Source organism: Micromonospora sediminimaris, assembly GCF_016863575.1.
Taxonomy (GTDB): Bacteria; Actinomycetota; Actinomycetes; order Mycobacteriales; family Micromonosporaceae; genus Micromonospora; species Micromonospora sediminimaris.
In genome coordinates this window covers 195,008-208,879 of the sequence record NZ_BOPD01000010.1, presented here as the reverse complement: position 1 = coordinate 208,879, position 13,872 = coordinate 195,008, and the positions used below count along the sequence as shown (strand labels likewise).

General features: G+C 71.2%; 10 protein-coding genes. 4 read left to right on the top strand and 6 right to left on the bottom strand.

Annotated features, from left to right (window positions below; all coding sequences use genetic code 11):
• Positions 1-58 precede the first annotated feature (58 nt).
• Complete coding sequence (locus Vse01_RS09165) at positions 59-2,896, bottom strand: helix-turn-helix transcriptional regulator (protein WP_093406773.1); 2,838 nt, start codon at positions 2,894-2,896, stop codon at positions 59-61.
• 133 nt (positions 2,897-3,029) lie between these two features.
• Positions 3,030-3,452, bottom strand: coding sequence for an OsmC family protein (locus Vse01_RS09160; RefSeq protein WP_232511314.1), 423 nt, complete (start codon positions 3,450-3,452; stop codon positions 3,030-3,032).
• A 207-nt stretch (positions 3,453-3,659) separates the two neighbouring features.
• On the opposite strand from Vse01_RS09160, the gene Vse01_RS09155 reads away from it, so the two are divergent.
• On the top strand, positions 3,660-4,793 hold the full coding sequence (locus Vse01_RS09155; RefSeq protein WP_093407135.1) for a sensor histidine kinase: 1,134 nt from the start codon (positions 3,660-3,662) through the stop codon (positions 4,791-4,793).
• A gap of 54 nt (positions 4,794-4,847) precedes the next feature.
• On the opposite strand, the gene Vse01_RS09150 is transcribed toward Vse01_RS09155, so the two are convergent.
• Positions 4,848-5,912, bottom strand: coding sequence for a PaaX family transcriptional regulator (locus Vse01_RS09150; protein ID WP_093406778.1), 1,065 nt, complete (start codon positions 5,910-5,912; stop codon positions 4,848-4,850).
• A 284-nt stretch (positions 5,913-6,196) separates the two neighbouring features.
• Here Vse01_RS09150 and Vse01_RS09145 point away from each other — a divergent pair, with 284 nt between their 5' ends.
• The gene (locus Vse01_RS09145; protein WP_170863490.1) at positions 6,197-7,561 is read left to right on the top strand and encodes an extracellular catalytic domain type 1 short-chain-length polyhydroxyalkanoate depolymerase; all 1,365 of its coding nucleotides are present in this window, start codon (positions 6,197-6,199) and stop codon (positions 7,559-7,561) included.
• A gap of 88 nt (positions 7,562-7,649) precedes the next feature.
• Here the strand turns inward: Vse01_RS09145 and Vse01_RS09140 are convergent, their stop codons facing one another.
• Positions 7,650-8,336, bottom strand: coding sequence for a TetR/AcrR family transcriptional regulator (locus Vse01_RS09140; RefSeq protein WP_093406783.1), 687 nt, complete (start codon positions 8,334-8,336; stop codon positions 7,650-7,652).
• Between the two features lie 213 nt (positions 8,337-8,549).
• On the opposite strand from Vse01_RS09140, the gene Vse01_RS09135 reads away from it, so the two are divergent.
• Together Vse01_RS09135 and Vse01_RS09130 are read left to right on the top strand one after the other, a co-directional pair.
• Complete coding sequence (locus Vse01_RS09135; protein WP_198413194.1) at positions 8,550-9,953, top strand: MFS transporter; 1,404 nt, start codon at positions 8,550-8,552, stop codon at positions 9,951-9,953.
• Positions 9,954-10,176: 223 nt separating this feature from the next.
• The gene (locus tag Vse01_RS09130) at positions 10,177-11,016 is read left to right on the top strand and encodes a TetR/AcrR family transcriptional regulator (RefSeq protein ID WP_093407137.1); all 840 of its coding nucleotides are present in this window, start codon (positions 10,177-10,179) and stop codon (positions 11,014-11,016) included.
• Between the two features lie 176 nt (positions 11,017-11,192).
• Here Vse01_RS09130 and asnB read toward each other — a convergent pair whose 3' ends face one another.
• Together asnB and Vse01_RS09120 are read right to left on the bottom strand one after the other, a co-directional pair.
• Positions 11,193-13,034 (bottom strand): asparagine synthase (glutamine-hydrolyzing), encoded by a 1,842-nt coding sequence (asnB, locus tag Vse01_RS09125; protein ID WP_093406786.1) that lies wholly within the window; start codon positions 13,032-13,034, stop codon positions 11,193-11,195.
• A 47-nt stretch (positions 13,035-13,081) separates the two neighbouring features.
• The gene (locus Vse01_RS09120; RefSeq protein WP_093406788.1) at positions 13,082-13,870 is read right to left on the bottom strand and encodes a thioesterase II family protein; all 789 of its coding nucleotides are present in this window, start codon (positions 13,868-13,870) and stop codon (positions 13,082-13,084) included.
• Positions 13,871-13,872 lie beyond the last annotated feature (2 nt).

Here is a 13,872-nt window from a genome sequence, read left to right as displayed (position 1 = left end):
GTACCGGCAGGGTGGCAAAGCGCGCCAGCGGAGCGGATCCGTGAAACTACGCAAGCGGCTACGCAGGTGGCCCGTGGTCGCCGAGAGCCTCGGTGAGCCGGCGGGCCATCGCGGTGCGGGAGTGGACCTGGAGCTTGGCGAAGACCCGGTTCAGGTGGGACTCGATGGTCCGTGGGCTGAGGTAGAGCCGCGCGGCGATCTCCTTGTTGCTCAGGCCGGTCGTCGCCAGGCCGGCGATCTCCCGCTCCCGGGCGGTGAGGACGGCATCACCGCCCGGTCGTCCGGCACGGGCCGGGCCGGCGGCACGATGTCCGGCGAGCACGGATGCGGCCCAGCCGGCGCCGCAGGCCCGGTAACCGGTCTCGGCGCGGTCGAGTGCCGCGGCGCCGGGGCCGGGCCGGCCCGCGACGAGGTACGCGGCACCGGCGAGGTGGCAGGACAACGCTGCCTCCATCGGCGTTCCGGCCGCCGCGAAGCAGGCCGCCGCGCTCTCCGCCAGCGTCGTCGCCCGTTCCGGGTCCGCCATCCGGTACGCGGTGAAGGCCCGGGCGAACCGGGCCAGTCCGATCTCGTACGGCAGACCGGCGGCCGTCGCCCGGCGTTCCGCCTGCTCACCGACCTGCCTGGCGGTGGTGTGGTCACCTCGCCCGACGGCGGCGACGGCCGCGACCAGGTCCCGCGCCACCAGCACCGGTGGATGTCTCGACGGCGGTGCCGCCGGTTCGATGAGCAGGTCGGCGCCGCCACCCCAGTCGCCCGCGACCGCCTTGGCCAGCGCCAGCTCCACCCGGTTTATCCGCCACCACGCCCGGGACCGTGGCTGCCCGACCGCCACCTCGGGCCCGGCACCGCTCAGGTCGGCGTCGAGGTGAGCCGAGGCGGGGCCGGCGGTGTCGAGGGCCGCAGCCGGGCCGGCGGTCCACAACACCGGGCGTAGCCGGACCGCCGCCGCCATCGCGGCCATCTCCGTGCTGCCCACCCGCTCGGCAGCGGCCCGCGCCTCCTCCGCGGCCCGCACCGCACGGGCGAGCCGGCCAGCGCGGGTGTGCACAAGCGACTCCATGACGAGCAGGTACGGCGAGGCACTGCTCGGCCCAAGGCCGTCCAGGATCCGTCTCGCCCGGGCGAGATGTCGGTCGGCGTCGGCGAGGTTGCCCAACTGGATCTCCACCAGCGCCAGCGGTGAGACGATCTCGACGTACGGGCGCAGGTCCGCGTCGCCGGTGGCGTCCACGGCGACGACGGCGGCAGCGAGCTGCTCGCGCGCCGACCTGGCGCAGCCGAGGTACAGGGTGGCCAGCGCCCGCAACGTCAGCGCCGCCGCCACGAGCACCGACCGGCGCTCGTCCAGCAGTTCAAGGGCCCGCTGCGCGTGGTGCACCGCCGAGGTCGGCTCCTCCCGGAACGCGTCCACGGCCGCCAGCTCCACGTGCAGCTTCGCCTCCTCGACCGGGTCGAGCCCGCCCCGCCCGAGCTGCGTGCCGAGCGTCGCGGCCGCCTCGGCGAAGTCGCCGAGCTGCCGGGCCACCGCCACACTGAACGTCTCGGCCCGCCTCTGCACCGGCCCCTCGGCGCGACGCAGCCGCTGGAGCACCTCGCGACTGCGGGCCAACTCGCCGCTGCGGCCGAGGGCCCGGGCGTACCACATCGCCACCTCGGCACGCCGCTCGTCGTGCGCACCCATGTCCGGCATGATGCGCAGCGCGGTGCCGAGCCAGCGGGCCGCCTGGGCGGGGGCCTCGTGCGCGAACGCGACACCCGCGTCGACAAGCGTGGCCACGGCGGTCTCGTCACCGTGGCGGGCGGACCGTTCCGTGTGGTGGGCCACCAACTGCCGGGACGCCCGCCGGCCGCGCAGATAGCCGGCGGTGCGGGTGTGCGCCTCGAACCGCCAGGCCGCACCGGTCAAGGCGTACGCCGAGGCCCGCATCAACGGATGCCGGTAGCGCAGCCGACCGCCGTCCGCGTCGAGCAACCCGAGCCGCCCGAGCTGGTCGACCGCAGCGGTGACCACGGGCATCGGCAGGCCGGCGACGTGCCCGACGAGGTCGATCGTGGTGTGGTCCCCGACCACCGCGGCGATGTGGGCGACCCGCTGCACCGACGGCTGCTGGGCGGTGATCTCGGCGGCGAGCCCGGCCAGCACGGACCGTCGCGATCCGGCGAGGCAGTCGGCGTCGACCGGGTCCTGCCGCCGAGCCAGGGACACCAGACCGTCCAGTTCAGTGTCGTCGAGCCGGGACAGCGCCTGGATGTACAGCGGGTTGCCGAGACTGGCCCGCAGGATCAGCTCCCGGCGGCGACGTGGCACGCCGGCCAGCAGAATGTCCAGGCTTGCCACGTCCAACGGCGGAAGGTCGATGAGGGTGGCCGCAGGGCCGAGCCGCGCGATGGCGTTGACCAGCCGCGCCGGCGGGCAGGCGCTGCGAAACGTCACGGCGAGCAGCATCGGCACCGGCGGAGGGTTGCCGATCAGATGCTCGGTCAGCTCCAGCGACGCCGAGTCGGCCCAGTGCACGTCGTCGAGCAGCAGTGCGGCACCCGGCTCCGGCGCCCGGGTGAGCATCCGCCGCACCGCCGCCGGCACCGACGGCTGCGCCGCGTCGTCCGGCCCGCTGCCGGCCGCCTCCACCATCTCGGCGTAGAGCCCGAACGGCACCCCCTGCTCGTACTGGGTGGCCCGGCCGAGGCGGACCAGCAGCCCGGCGTCGGTGGCCCGCCGGGCCAGCTCGCGGAGGATGCGGGTCTTGCCCAGGCCCGCCTCGCCGCACACCTCGACCGCCACGGATCGCCCGGCGCGCACGGTGGCCACCGCGCTGTCCAGCGACTCCAGCTCGGCTGCCCGGCCCACCAGCACCGGATCGGGCCCGAATCCCACCTCTCGGCTGGCTGTCATCTCGCCTCCCCACGGGGAGTGTCACAGCGACAGCCATCGGTGACCATCAACTATCGGCCCGATCGTTGTCGGCGGCGTCGGTGCGGTGCCGCCGTCGACTCATCGGCGTCGCCGGTGCCGGATCGTCGCCGGTTCACCCGATGTCGACCTCGATCTCGGGCGCGTTAAGCAGGGTGTTGTGCACCGTGCAGTGGCTCGCCACGGCACGCAACGCGGGCCACTTCTCCGGCGGCAGGTCGGTCGGCGGTCGTACGGTGATCCGGATGGCCGCGACCCGGGCCGGCCGGTCGGTGGCCATCTCGAACGACGCGCTCACCGCCAGGCCGGCACGACCGTGCCCGTGCCGGGTCAGGTAACGCCCGGCGTAGAACGCGACGCAGGCGGCGAGCGAGGCGGCGAAGAGCTCCGTGGGGCTGGGCGCGGTGTCCGCACCACCCGCGTCGACCGGTTGGTCGGCGAGCAACCGGTGATCGCGTACCCGGATCTCGTACGCCTCTCCGGCACGAAACCGTACGTCGATCGGGTCCAGGTCGACTCTGGTGTCCATAGGTGTCATAGCCCCTCCTCGGGTACGTCCGCTCTCATCTGATCCCCGGGAGAGGCTGCGTGGCAGGGCCGTTCGGCCTGCCGAAGCCGGGACAACTCGGTCAGGCGTTGCCCCACCGGCCACGGTGGATGACCGTGCCGGCGGCGCGGCGACGCGCGGCGACGGCGGCGCTGTCGCCACTGGTGGTCGAGGTTCGGCCGCCCGTACGATCGGGTGGTGCGGGAGCTGCTGCGAGCGTGGTGGCACGAGCCGCGCCCGGCGGGTCCGCCGCGCGGATGGCGGGACTGGCTGCTGGTCGGCATGTTCATGGCGACGGCCCTGCTGGAGGGGCTCGTACGCGCGAATCTGCCGGCGCCGACGTTCGTGCCGGTCCTGATCGGTGTCGGCCTCGCCCCGGTGTTGCTCTGGCGACGGACCAGGCCGTTGCTCATGGCCGCGGTCGCCTTCCCGGTCTGCGCCGTCGGCGAGGCCGTGGTCGGCGGCGATCTCGGCCTGCACACGCTGGCCTACCTGCTGATCCTGGTGTACTCGCTGTCGCGGTGGGGCTCGGGGCGTGCGGCGGCCCTCGGAGCGGCAATCGTCGCCGCGAAGATCGCGCTGTCGGCGGCGGCCGGTCACCTCGGTCCGGGCGACGCGCTGGCCGGGGCCGGGGTGGTCTCGGCCGCGCTCGCGCTCGGCGCCGCGCTGCGTTACCGGGCCCGTGCCCGCCAACGCGAGTTCGAGCAGGTGAAGCTGCTGGAGCGGGAGCGACTGGCCCGCGATCTGCACGACACCGTCGCCCATCACGTGTCCGCGATGGCGATCCGGGCCCAGGCCGGGCTGGCCGTGCTCGACACGCAACCGGCCGCTGCCGCCGACGCGTTGCGGATCATCGAGGCCGAGGCGACCCGGGCGCTTGTCGAGATGCGCGCGATGGTGCGGGTGTTACGCCGCGACGAGCCGGCCGACCGGACGCCAGCCCCACGCATCGCCGACCTCGAACACCTGGCCGGCCGCTCCGCTCAGGGCCCGGCAGTCGAGGTGGAGTTCTCCGGTGACCTCGACGGGTTGCCCGCGCCGGTGGCCACCGCGATCTACCGGCTGGCCCAGGAATCGGTCACCAACGCCCGCCGGCACGCCCGGCACGCGACACGCATCGTGGTGCGCGTCGCCTGCGACGATGAGGTGGTGCAGCTACGGGTCAGCGACGACGGAGAGGTTCCTGGTCCACGGGCCTTCGGGCCCACCGGCTTCGGGCTGATCGGAATGCGCGAACGGGCCCAACTGCTCGGCGGCTCGGTCGACGCCGGGCCGAACCTCGATCGAGGCTGGACGGTCACCGCGACGCTGCCGCGCGTCGCGGCGGCATGAGCCGCAGCGCGCGACGCCCGCCGGCCTGACGGTCGGGTCCTGGCCACCGGCTCGTCAGGTCAGCTCTGCCGGGGCGCGCGCGGTCAACTCGTCGCAGTGGGCGGCCGGGTCCGGGCTCTGCCACCCGCCGTCCTGCCCGGCTTCAGCCGGGCCGACACCGGCGTCGTCACGCACTCCGGCGATCAGGTCGGCGGTGGTGTGGGCCCGGATGCCGAGCGGCGCGCTGTCGGTGAATCGCCCGACGACCGCTCGGACGTGCTGCTCGGCGGGGCGCGCGAGACCGTCGTACACGGCCGCGAACAGCTCCCGCGCCGGCTGCCTGAGCCAGCCGGGCGGCAGCAGTTCCACCGGTAGCTGGGGGTCGAGGGTGGGAAAGCGGCGGAAGGTGTCCATCACCTCGGTACGCGCTCGGACCGCCGCGGCGCCGTCGACCTGCCCGGAGCTGACCAGTGGCAGCAGCGATGTCCAACGGTCCAGGAACTCCGCGTAGTGCCGGGTGATGGCGTCGATGTCCCATGCCTCGATGGGGGCACGATCGCTTATCGAACCCAGCACGTTCTGGCGGCCCCGAAACACCGTGACGGTGCCGAGGGTCAGCTGTTCGAGCTGTGCCCGCGCCCGCGTCGTCAGTTCGTACGGCGAGATCCACAGGCCGTCGTAGAGCGGCGCGTATCCGAGCCAGCGGAGTTGGCTGCGCAGCGCCCGCCGCTGGGCGTTGCGATCCTGAGGCAGCGAGAAGGCAACGATCGTCCAGCACCCGTCCCAGGGCGCCGCGACGGTGGTGGAGGTGAGGATCCAGTTGCCTCCGCTCGAGAGGTTGGCGGCGGCCGCCCGGCTGAGCCGGTACGAGCTGCGGCGTCCGTGCCGACTGCCTTCGAGCACCCCACGGCGGGCCAGCCGGCTGATCGCGGTACGGGCACCGGCGGTGGTCACCCCGGACTCGGTGAGCAGCGCGACGATGGCGGCGGAGGGCAGCGCGGCGCGGGTCCGCAGGGTGTAGTCCGCCAACAGCGTCATCGCGAAGCCCTGGGGCGAGTTGCCCACCTGTCGCCGCGGCATCCGGAGCGAGTTGCTCCCGTCGTCGGAATAGATCTCCTCGATGTGGAACGGGCTAGTCACAGGCGCTCCGGACTCGACTCGGGTACGGGGTATCGACTGTAGATGGACGCCGATGCGTCAGTCCGGCGGCCCGGCCGAGGAGCGGAGCCACAGTTGATCGAGCTGCGTCGATTGACACTTCCTGGGCCCAGGAGAACAATATCTGCTACACGACGCCACACGGAGCCGGGCAGGGCAAGCCAGAGGTGGACACGCCGTGATCACTGCGGGGAGTTGGGCGCACCCGCGAGCACAAACGTGCAGATCGATCCCAGCCTGCGAGCAGGCGTTCGAAGGAGTCGTCCGTGAAAATCAGAAGGAAATTACTGCTCGGCATGGCCGTGTCGCTGGTCGCGGCCGGCCTGGTGGCCCCCACGTTCAGTCCGGCGTACGCTGCCTCGCTGACCGAGGTGACCAGCTTCGGCGACAACCCCGGCCGGATGCGCATGCACATCTACGTACCGGACAACCGCCCGGCCAGGCCGGCGACGGTGGTGGCAATGCACGGCTGCGGCGGCTCAGGCCCCGGCTTCTACTCCGGTAGCGAGTTCGCCAGCCAGGCCGACCGGTACGGCTTCATCGTGATCTACCCGTCCGCCACCCAGCAGGCCGGCTTCGGCAACTGCTTCGACGTCTGGTCGGACGCCGCCAAGCGCCGCGGCGGCGGCAGCGACCCGGTCTCCATCATGTCGATGATCCGGTACGCGCAACAGCAGCACAACGCCGACCCCGACCGGGTCTACGCGACGGGCAGTTCGTCCGGCGGGATGATGACCAACCACATGTTGGCCCTCTACCCCGACGTGTTCAAGGCCGGTGCCGCGTTCATGGGGGTGCCGTTCAACTGCTTCGCCAACGCTGCGGACTACCCACCCGGCAGCAGCCAGTGCACCGGCGGCAACATGAACCGGACCCCACAGCAGTGGGGCGACGCGGTGCGCCAGGCATACCCGGGTTACTCCGGTCCGCGCCCCCGGGTGCAGCTGTGGCACGGCACCAACGACACGCTCGTGCCGTTCTCACTGCTGCAGGAAGCCGTCGAGCAGTGGACCAACGTGTTCGGGCTCAGCCAGACGCCCACCTCCACCGACACGCCGCAGGCCAACTGGAACCGCCGTCGATTCGCCGACACCAGCGGCACCGTCCAGGTCGAGGCGTACAGCATCCAGGGCGCCGGCCACAGCCTGCCCTCCGGCGGCATGGCCGCGGCAGCCGTGCAGTTCTTCGGCCTGACCAACCCGAACCCGACCACCCCGCCGCCGAACCCGACCACGCCACCGCCGAACCCCACCACCCCACCGCCGAACCCCACCACGCCACCGCCGAACCCGACCACCCCGCCGCCGGGCCCGGCCGCCTGCCGGGTTGCCGTCGCCGTCAACGCGTGGAACAACGGGCTCACCGAGAACATCACCATCACCAACACCGGCACCAGCGCGATCAACGGCTGGTCACTGGTGTTCACCCTGCCCGGTGGTCAGAACATCACCGGCGGCTGGAACGCCACCTACTCCCCCACCTCGGGACAGGTGACGGCGAGGAACGTCTCGTACAACGCCAGCATCCCCGCCAACGGATCGTTGACGATCGGCTTCCAGGCCACCCACACCGGTAACGCCGCAAGGCCCAGTTCGTTCACCCTCAACGGGGCGTCCTGCACGGTCGCCTGACACCGCCGGCACTCCGGGGAGGGCACGTTCGCGTACCTCCCCGGGGTGCCCGCCGGATCGGCGGGCCGTGACGCCCAACCCGACGCGGCTACGACTCGGCCTGGACCCCTTGGGCGAGCAGCCCGTCGACGAGGGCGCGGAGGCCGTCGACATAGGTGTCGCGCGGCGCCAGCACCGCCCAGCGGTCACCGAGCGCCGCGAGATGCGGCAGTTTCTCGGGGTCGATGTTGCCGAAGAACGCGCCTCGGTGGTTCCCCCCGTCGCCGCCACCCCGGCGCGCGGTGTGTGATCGGACGAGAATCTCCCCGACCGTGTAGTACCAGATGCTGCGGAAGACGTAGACGGCGTGGTCGGGGGTGCAGCCGTAGTCGATGGCGCCGGCCACGACCGCCTCGACCAACCCCAGGGGCGAGTCGCCCAGCCGGGCGATGAATCCGTCGGTGGTGAGGACCTCGGCGGCCCACGGCCAGGCCGCCAGCGCGTCGTGGATCGTGGCGGCCGCGGCGATGACGCGTTCCTGCGGCTCCTCCGGCAGACCGGGGTGGGAGACCTGCTCTCCGTACTCGTTGATCAAGAGGAACAGAAGGTCCTCTTTGTCCTGTACGTGATGGTAGAGGGTCGTCGCCCCCACGCCGATCTCGGCGGCCAGCTTGCGGATGGTCAGTCTCTCCCACCCGTTGCGATCGATGAGGCCACGCGCGGCGGCCAGGATCTGGGCGCGAGATGTCGTCGGCGGTCTGCCTGCTTTGAGTCGCGGCGCATTGACTTGGGGCACCGCCCCATCATGCCTTCTCCACCAACCGGGTTGCTTCCACGTGACGCGCTAGACAGCGGCCCACGGCCGATGTTAATTTCAGAACGCGTTCGAAAAGTCGGACGCTACCCGTCACTACGACAGAGGACCGGTTTTGCGGTGACGAACAAGGCATTAGTCAACGGACAATCAGCACTCGACCGGGGTGCCCGGCCAGGGCTCACCCTGGCCGCGGTGGCCGTCGTGCAGTTCATGGTTTCGCTGGACCTGTCAGTCGTGAACCTCGGTCTCCCGGAGATCGCCGAGAGCCTCGGCTTCAGCGAACTGGGCCTGACCTGGGTGATCCACGCCTACGCCCTGGCCTTCGGTGGGCTGCTCCTGCTCGGCGGCAAGATCGCCGACCGGTACGGCCACAAGCGGATCCTGCTCATCGGGCTTGTCGTCTTCGGCATCGCCTCCCTCGCGGGCGGTTTCGCCGACGTACCGGGTCACCTGGTGGCTGCCCGCGTCGCACAGGGTGTCGGGGCCGCCATGCTGGCGCCCGCCGCGCTGGCGTTGCTGACCGCGACCTTCCCGAGCGGCAAGGCCCGGGTGAAGGCGTTCGGCGTGTGGGCAGCGATGAATGCCGCGGGCGGCGCCCTCGGCGTTCTGATCGGCGGCGTGCTCACCGAGTACGCCGGCTGGGAGTGGGTGATGTGGGTCAGCGCTCCGATGGCCGCGCTCGCCATGGTCCTGACCTGGCGTGGCATCGCCAGGGATCTGCCGGTCGCGCCCGAAGGCCGGCCGGACGTGCTGGGCGCTCTCCTGGCCACCGGCGGCATGACGCTGCTGGTGCTCGGCATCGTCCGTACGGACCGGTACGCGTGGAGTTCGATGGTCACCCTCAGCACCCTGGCGGCGGCCATCGTGCTGCTCGTCGCGTTCGTCTACGTCGAACGGACCACCACCCGTGATCCCCTGGTCCGGGTCGGGCTGTTGGCCAACCGCTCGGTCGCGGGCGCCAACACCTACAACCTCATCTTCGGCGCCACCATGGCCTCGGCCTTCTACTTCGTCTCGCTCTATCTACAGCGGGTGCTCGGCACCAGCCCGGCGGAGACCGGGCTGAAGTTCCTGCCACTGGCGATCGGCGTGGTCGTCGGCTCCGTCATCGCCATCAAGCTCGGCTACAAGGTGCCCGCCCGCACCCTGATGATCGCCGGCGCGCTGGTCAGCGCGGTCGGATTCGCCGGGTTCGGCATGATCGACTCCGACGGCTCGTTCCTCGCTGACGTCCTCGTCCCGTCGGTGATCGCCAGTGTCGGCTTCGGGCTCTGCCTCGGGCCGATGGTCTCCACCGCCACGCACGGGGTCGCTCAGCACGAGACCGGCACGGCGTCCAGCCTGTTGAACAGCTCCCGTCAGATCGGTGCCGCGCTCGGGCTCGCCGCGCTCAGCACCGCCGCCTTCGAGTACTCCGGCAAGGAGGGCACGCCCAGCGCGCTCAGCGACGGGTACGCCTTCGCCCTGACCCTCGGCGCCGGGCTCTGGATCGTCGCCGCCGTCATCGCGCTCGTCGTGCTTCCCCGCGTCAGCCCGGCGACCCAGGCCGAGCAGGACGACCGCGAGCTGGTCGACGTGCCGGAAAAGGCGGTCTGACCGACGGCCGGTACGTCATGAGCGGCCCACTCGGTGACGGCCAGGGGCGGCACGCGACAACACACGTGTCGGGTGCCGCCCCTGGCCGGACAACACACCGTCGCCGGACTCGCGTGCCCGCACACGGTCGTCCCACCGGCCCCGGAAGTCCGGCCCGGGCCCGGTCCCGCGACCCGGCGGCCGCCCTGCAACGTGGAGGGTGCCGCAGCTGAAGGATGGGAAAATGCCCGCAAATGTACCCCGCAGCCGGCGCGTCGGTCGACCACCACGCCTGTCTCTGGAAGCGATCATCGACGCGGCGACCCGGATCCTGCAGGACGAAGGACTAGAGCGGCTGTCGATGCGCCGCCTGGCGAACGAACTGGGCAGCGCCCCGATGGCCCTCTACCACCACATCCGCGACAAGGACGAACTGCTGGTCCAGGTGATGGAGTCGCAGGCCCGGGACATCTCCCGGCCGGCCCTGCCCGCCGATCCCCGGGAACGGCTGATCGCCGCTTCGGTCCTGCTCTACGACCTCCTCGCCGAACGTCCCTGGATCGTCGAGGTGTTGACCAGCGACAACCTGATCGGCCCCTCGGCACTGTGGATCGTGGAGGAGATGCTGGACGCCGCGATCGACTACGGCCATTCCGCCGACGAGGCACACCACGTCTACCGCACGATCTGGTACTACATCGTCGGAAACCTGATCATCCGGGTGGCCAACTCCCGCCGCCGCGCTCACCCCGGCACCGCCCACCAGGACGAGGTCATCGCCCAACTGACCGCCGACACACACCCACGGTTGGCGACGATCGCCGACCGATGGGGCGAACTCAACGCCCGGGAGACCCACCAACGGGCACTGGCAGCGATGATCGACGGCCTGCTACCGGCGCGCACCGCAGTCAAACCGCAGCGCACCGGAGTGCACACCGCCCCCGTGGCCACCACGAAGAGGCCGGACCGGCAGGACACCGTCGATCCGAGCCAGTTGGAGCTGTTCATCTCGTTGTGCATCCCGCCCTACGGTTCGCCGGCGGAGTTCAGCGTCAGCTGGTACCCGGCCCTGCGAACCTGATAGCGGCCCGGGCGGCGCGGTGGCCCAGGAATGTCGGCCGTCAGCTGGCTGCCGGCGACACAGATATGTCAGTGAGACATGATCATGTCTCACTGACATACCGCGCACACCGGAATGCGCCCCCGGCCCAGCCGCCGCGCCGCGGACAGCTTGCCCGGTCGGCCTCTGGCGAGCGCCTAGAGCCGCAGCTGAGGCGAGTGCAGATCCAACCAGGTGTGCAGGTCGAGCACCCGCTCCAGGGCACCACGCATCGCCACCGGCATCCCCGTCGGGTCCTGCGCCACGGCCTGTTGGGCCCAGTTCCGATCGATCAACGCGAACACCTTCGCTTCCCGGTCGGCCACCAGTTCCTTCACCTGCTGTTGGAGGATTCCCGCGTACGCCGGGTTCTGAGTCGACGGGTACGGGCTCTTGACCCGCTCCACCACCGACCGGGGCAGTACGTGGGCGGCGGCCTGACGCAGCAGGCTCTTCTCCCGGCCGTCGGAGACCTTCATCGACCAGGGCGTGTTGTAGACGTACTCGACGAGACGGTGGTCGCAGAACGGCACCCGCACCTCGAGCCCCACCGCCATCGACAGCCGGTCCTTGCGGTCGAGAAGGGCACGCACGAACCGCGTCAGGTGCAGGTGACAGGCGATCCGCATGCGTCGCTCCGCTGCGGACTCCCCGTCCAGGTGCTCCACCTCTGCGAGCGCCGCAGCGTACTGATCCGCCGTGTAGGTGCCGACGTCGAGCCGCTCACGCAGGCCCGCCTCGATGTGATCAGTACGGCCCGGCAGGGTCAGCGGCGGGATCACGGTCATCCACGGGAACGTGCCGGCGTTCAGGGCCGCCTCGTGATGGAACCACGGGTACCCGGCGAACACCTCGTCCGCCGCCTCCCCGGACAACGCCACAGTGGAGTGCTGCCGGATCGCCTTGAACAGCAGGTACAACGACAGGTCGAGATCGCCGAAGCCGTTCGGGATGTCGCGGGCGGCCACGGCAGCGCGCCGCACCGCGGGGTCGGACAGCTCGGCCGGGTCGAGCACCACGTCCCGGTGTGCCGACCCGACGTGGGCCACCACGTCCCGCACGAACGGCGAATCCGGGGTGTCGCGCATCTCGTCGGGTACGAAGTTGTCCTCCTGGCCGACGAAGTCCACCGAGAAGCTGCGCACCTGCTCGCCCCGCAAACCGAGGCGCTGCGCGGCGATGGAGGTGATCGCGCTGGAGTCCAGGCCGCCGGAGAGCAGGACGCACTGCGGCACGTCGGAGATCAGCTGGTGGTCGATCACGTCGGTGAGCAGGTCACGTATCCGGGCCACGGTGTCGTCGAGGCTGTCGGTGTGCTCGACCGCACGCAGGCGCCAGTAGACGCGCTGCCTGATCCCGGCGCGGTCCACCGTGACCAACGCCCCGGGCAGTACCTCGTGCATGCCCTTCCACAGCGCCCACCCGGGTGCCTTCGTCTGGGCGAACAGCTCACGCAGCCCGTCGGTGTCCACCACCTTGGGCGCCAGCGGGTTCGCCAGAATCGCCTTGGGCTCGGAACCGAACAGGACCCCGTCCGGCGTCGGGTAGTAGAACAGTGGCTTGATCCCCATCCGGTCACGCACGAGGAGCAGCTTCTGGTCCCGCTCGTCCCAGACCGCGAAGGCGTACATGCCCTCCAGGTGGTCCACGACGCTCTCCGCCCACTGCAGGTACCCGTGGAGCACGACCTCGGTGTCGCTCTCGGTCCGGAAGGTGTGCCCGAGCGCCGTGAGCCGTTCGCGTAGCTCCCGGAAGTTGTAGACCTCTCCCGAGTAGACCAGAGCCACCTCACCGGCGGGCGTACCCACGCTCATCGGCTGCACGCCGCCAGGCAGATCGATGACCGCGAGGCGCCGGTGTCCCAGCGCGGCGTGCGTACGCACGAACGTCCCTCGGTCGTCCGGCCCGCGGCAGGCCATGGTCTCGGTCATCGCGTCGAGCGTTTCCCGCTGGCGCGTCAGATCGGCGTCGAACGATACCCAGCCGGCAATACCACACATATCGTCCTCATTCCACTCGTGTCGTGCGCGATGCTCGTCGGTCCGGGTCAGGGGGTGGACGGCCACGGCACCGCCGACGTGGCGGAGATCGCGCGGGCACGGGCCGTGAGAAGCTCGACCACCGCGTCACGGTGCTCGTCCAGGTAGAAGTGACCGCCAGGGAAGACGTGGAGCTCACACGCGCCGTCGGTGGCGTCGTGCCAGCCGGTGGCCTCGGCGACGGTGACCTCCGGATCCCGGTCGCCGTAGAGCACGGTGACCGGTGCCCGCAGCCGCACACCGGGCAGCGGCCGGTAGGTCTCGCTCAGGCGATAGTCGGACCGGATGACCGGAAGAAACGCCTGAATGAGCACCGGGTCGTCGAGGATGTCCAGATGGGTCGCCTCGGTGCGGCGCAACTCCTCGATCAGCTCGTCGTCGCTGCCGAGATGCACCTGACCCGGTCTGGCCAGGTGCGGCGCGGGATGCCCGGACACCACAAGCGCCGCCGGCGGGTCACCCGCCGCCGTGAGACGGCGGGCCACTTCGTACGCGACGACCGCGCCCATGCTGTGCCCGAACAGAACGGTCGGTGTCGGCGGCCCGGCCAACGGCAGGTCCACCGCGAGGGTGTCGACCAGACCACGCATGTCCGCAGGGACCGGTTCGGCAAACCGGTCCTCCCGACCTGGGTACTGCACGGCGAGGAACTCGACGTCCCAGGGCGCTGCTGTGAGCCACGGGCGGTAGTAGCTCGCGCTGCCCCCACCGTGCGGAAACAGCACCACGCGGGCACGGGCGTAGGGCCGGGGAGCGAGCCTGCGGAAGGCCCCCGCGACCAGCTCACCGGCCGACATCA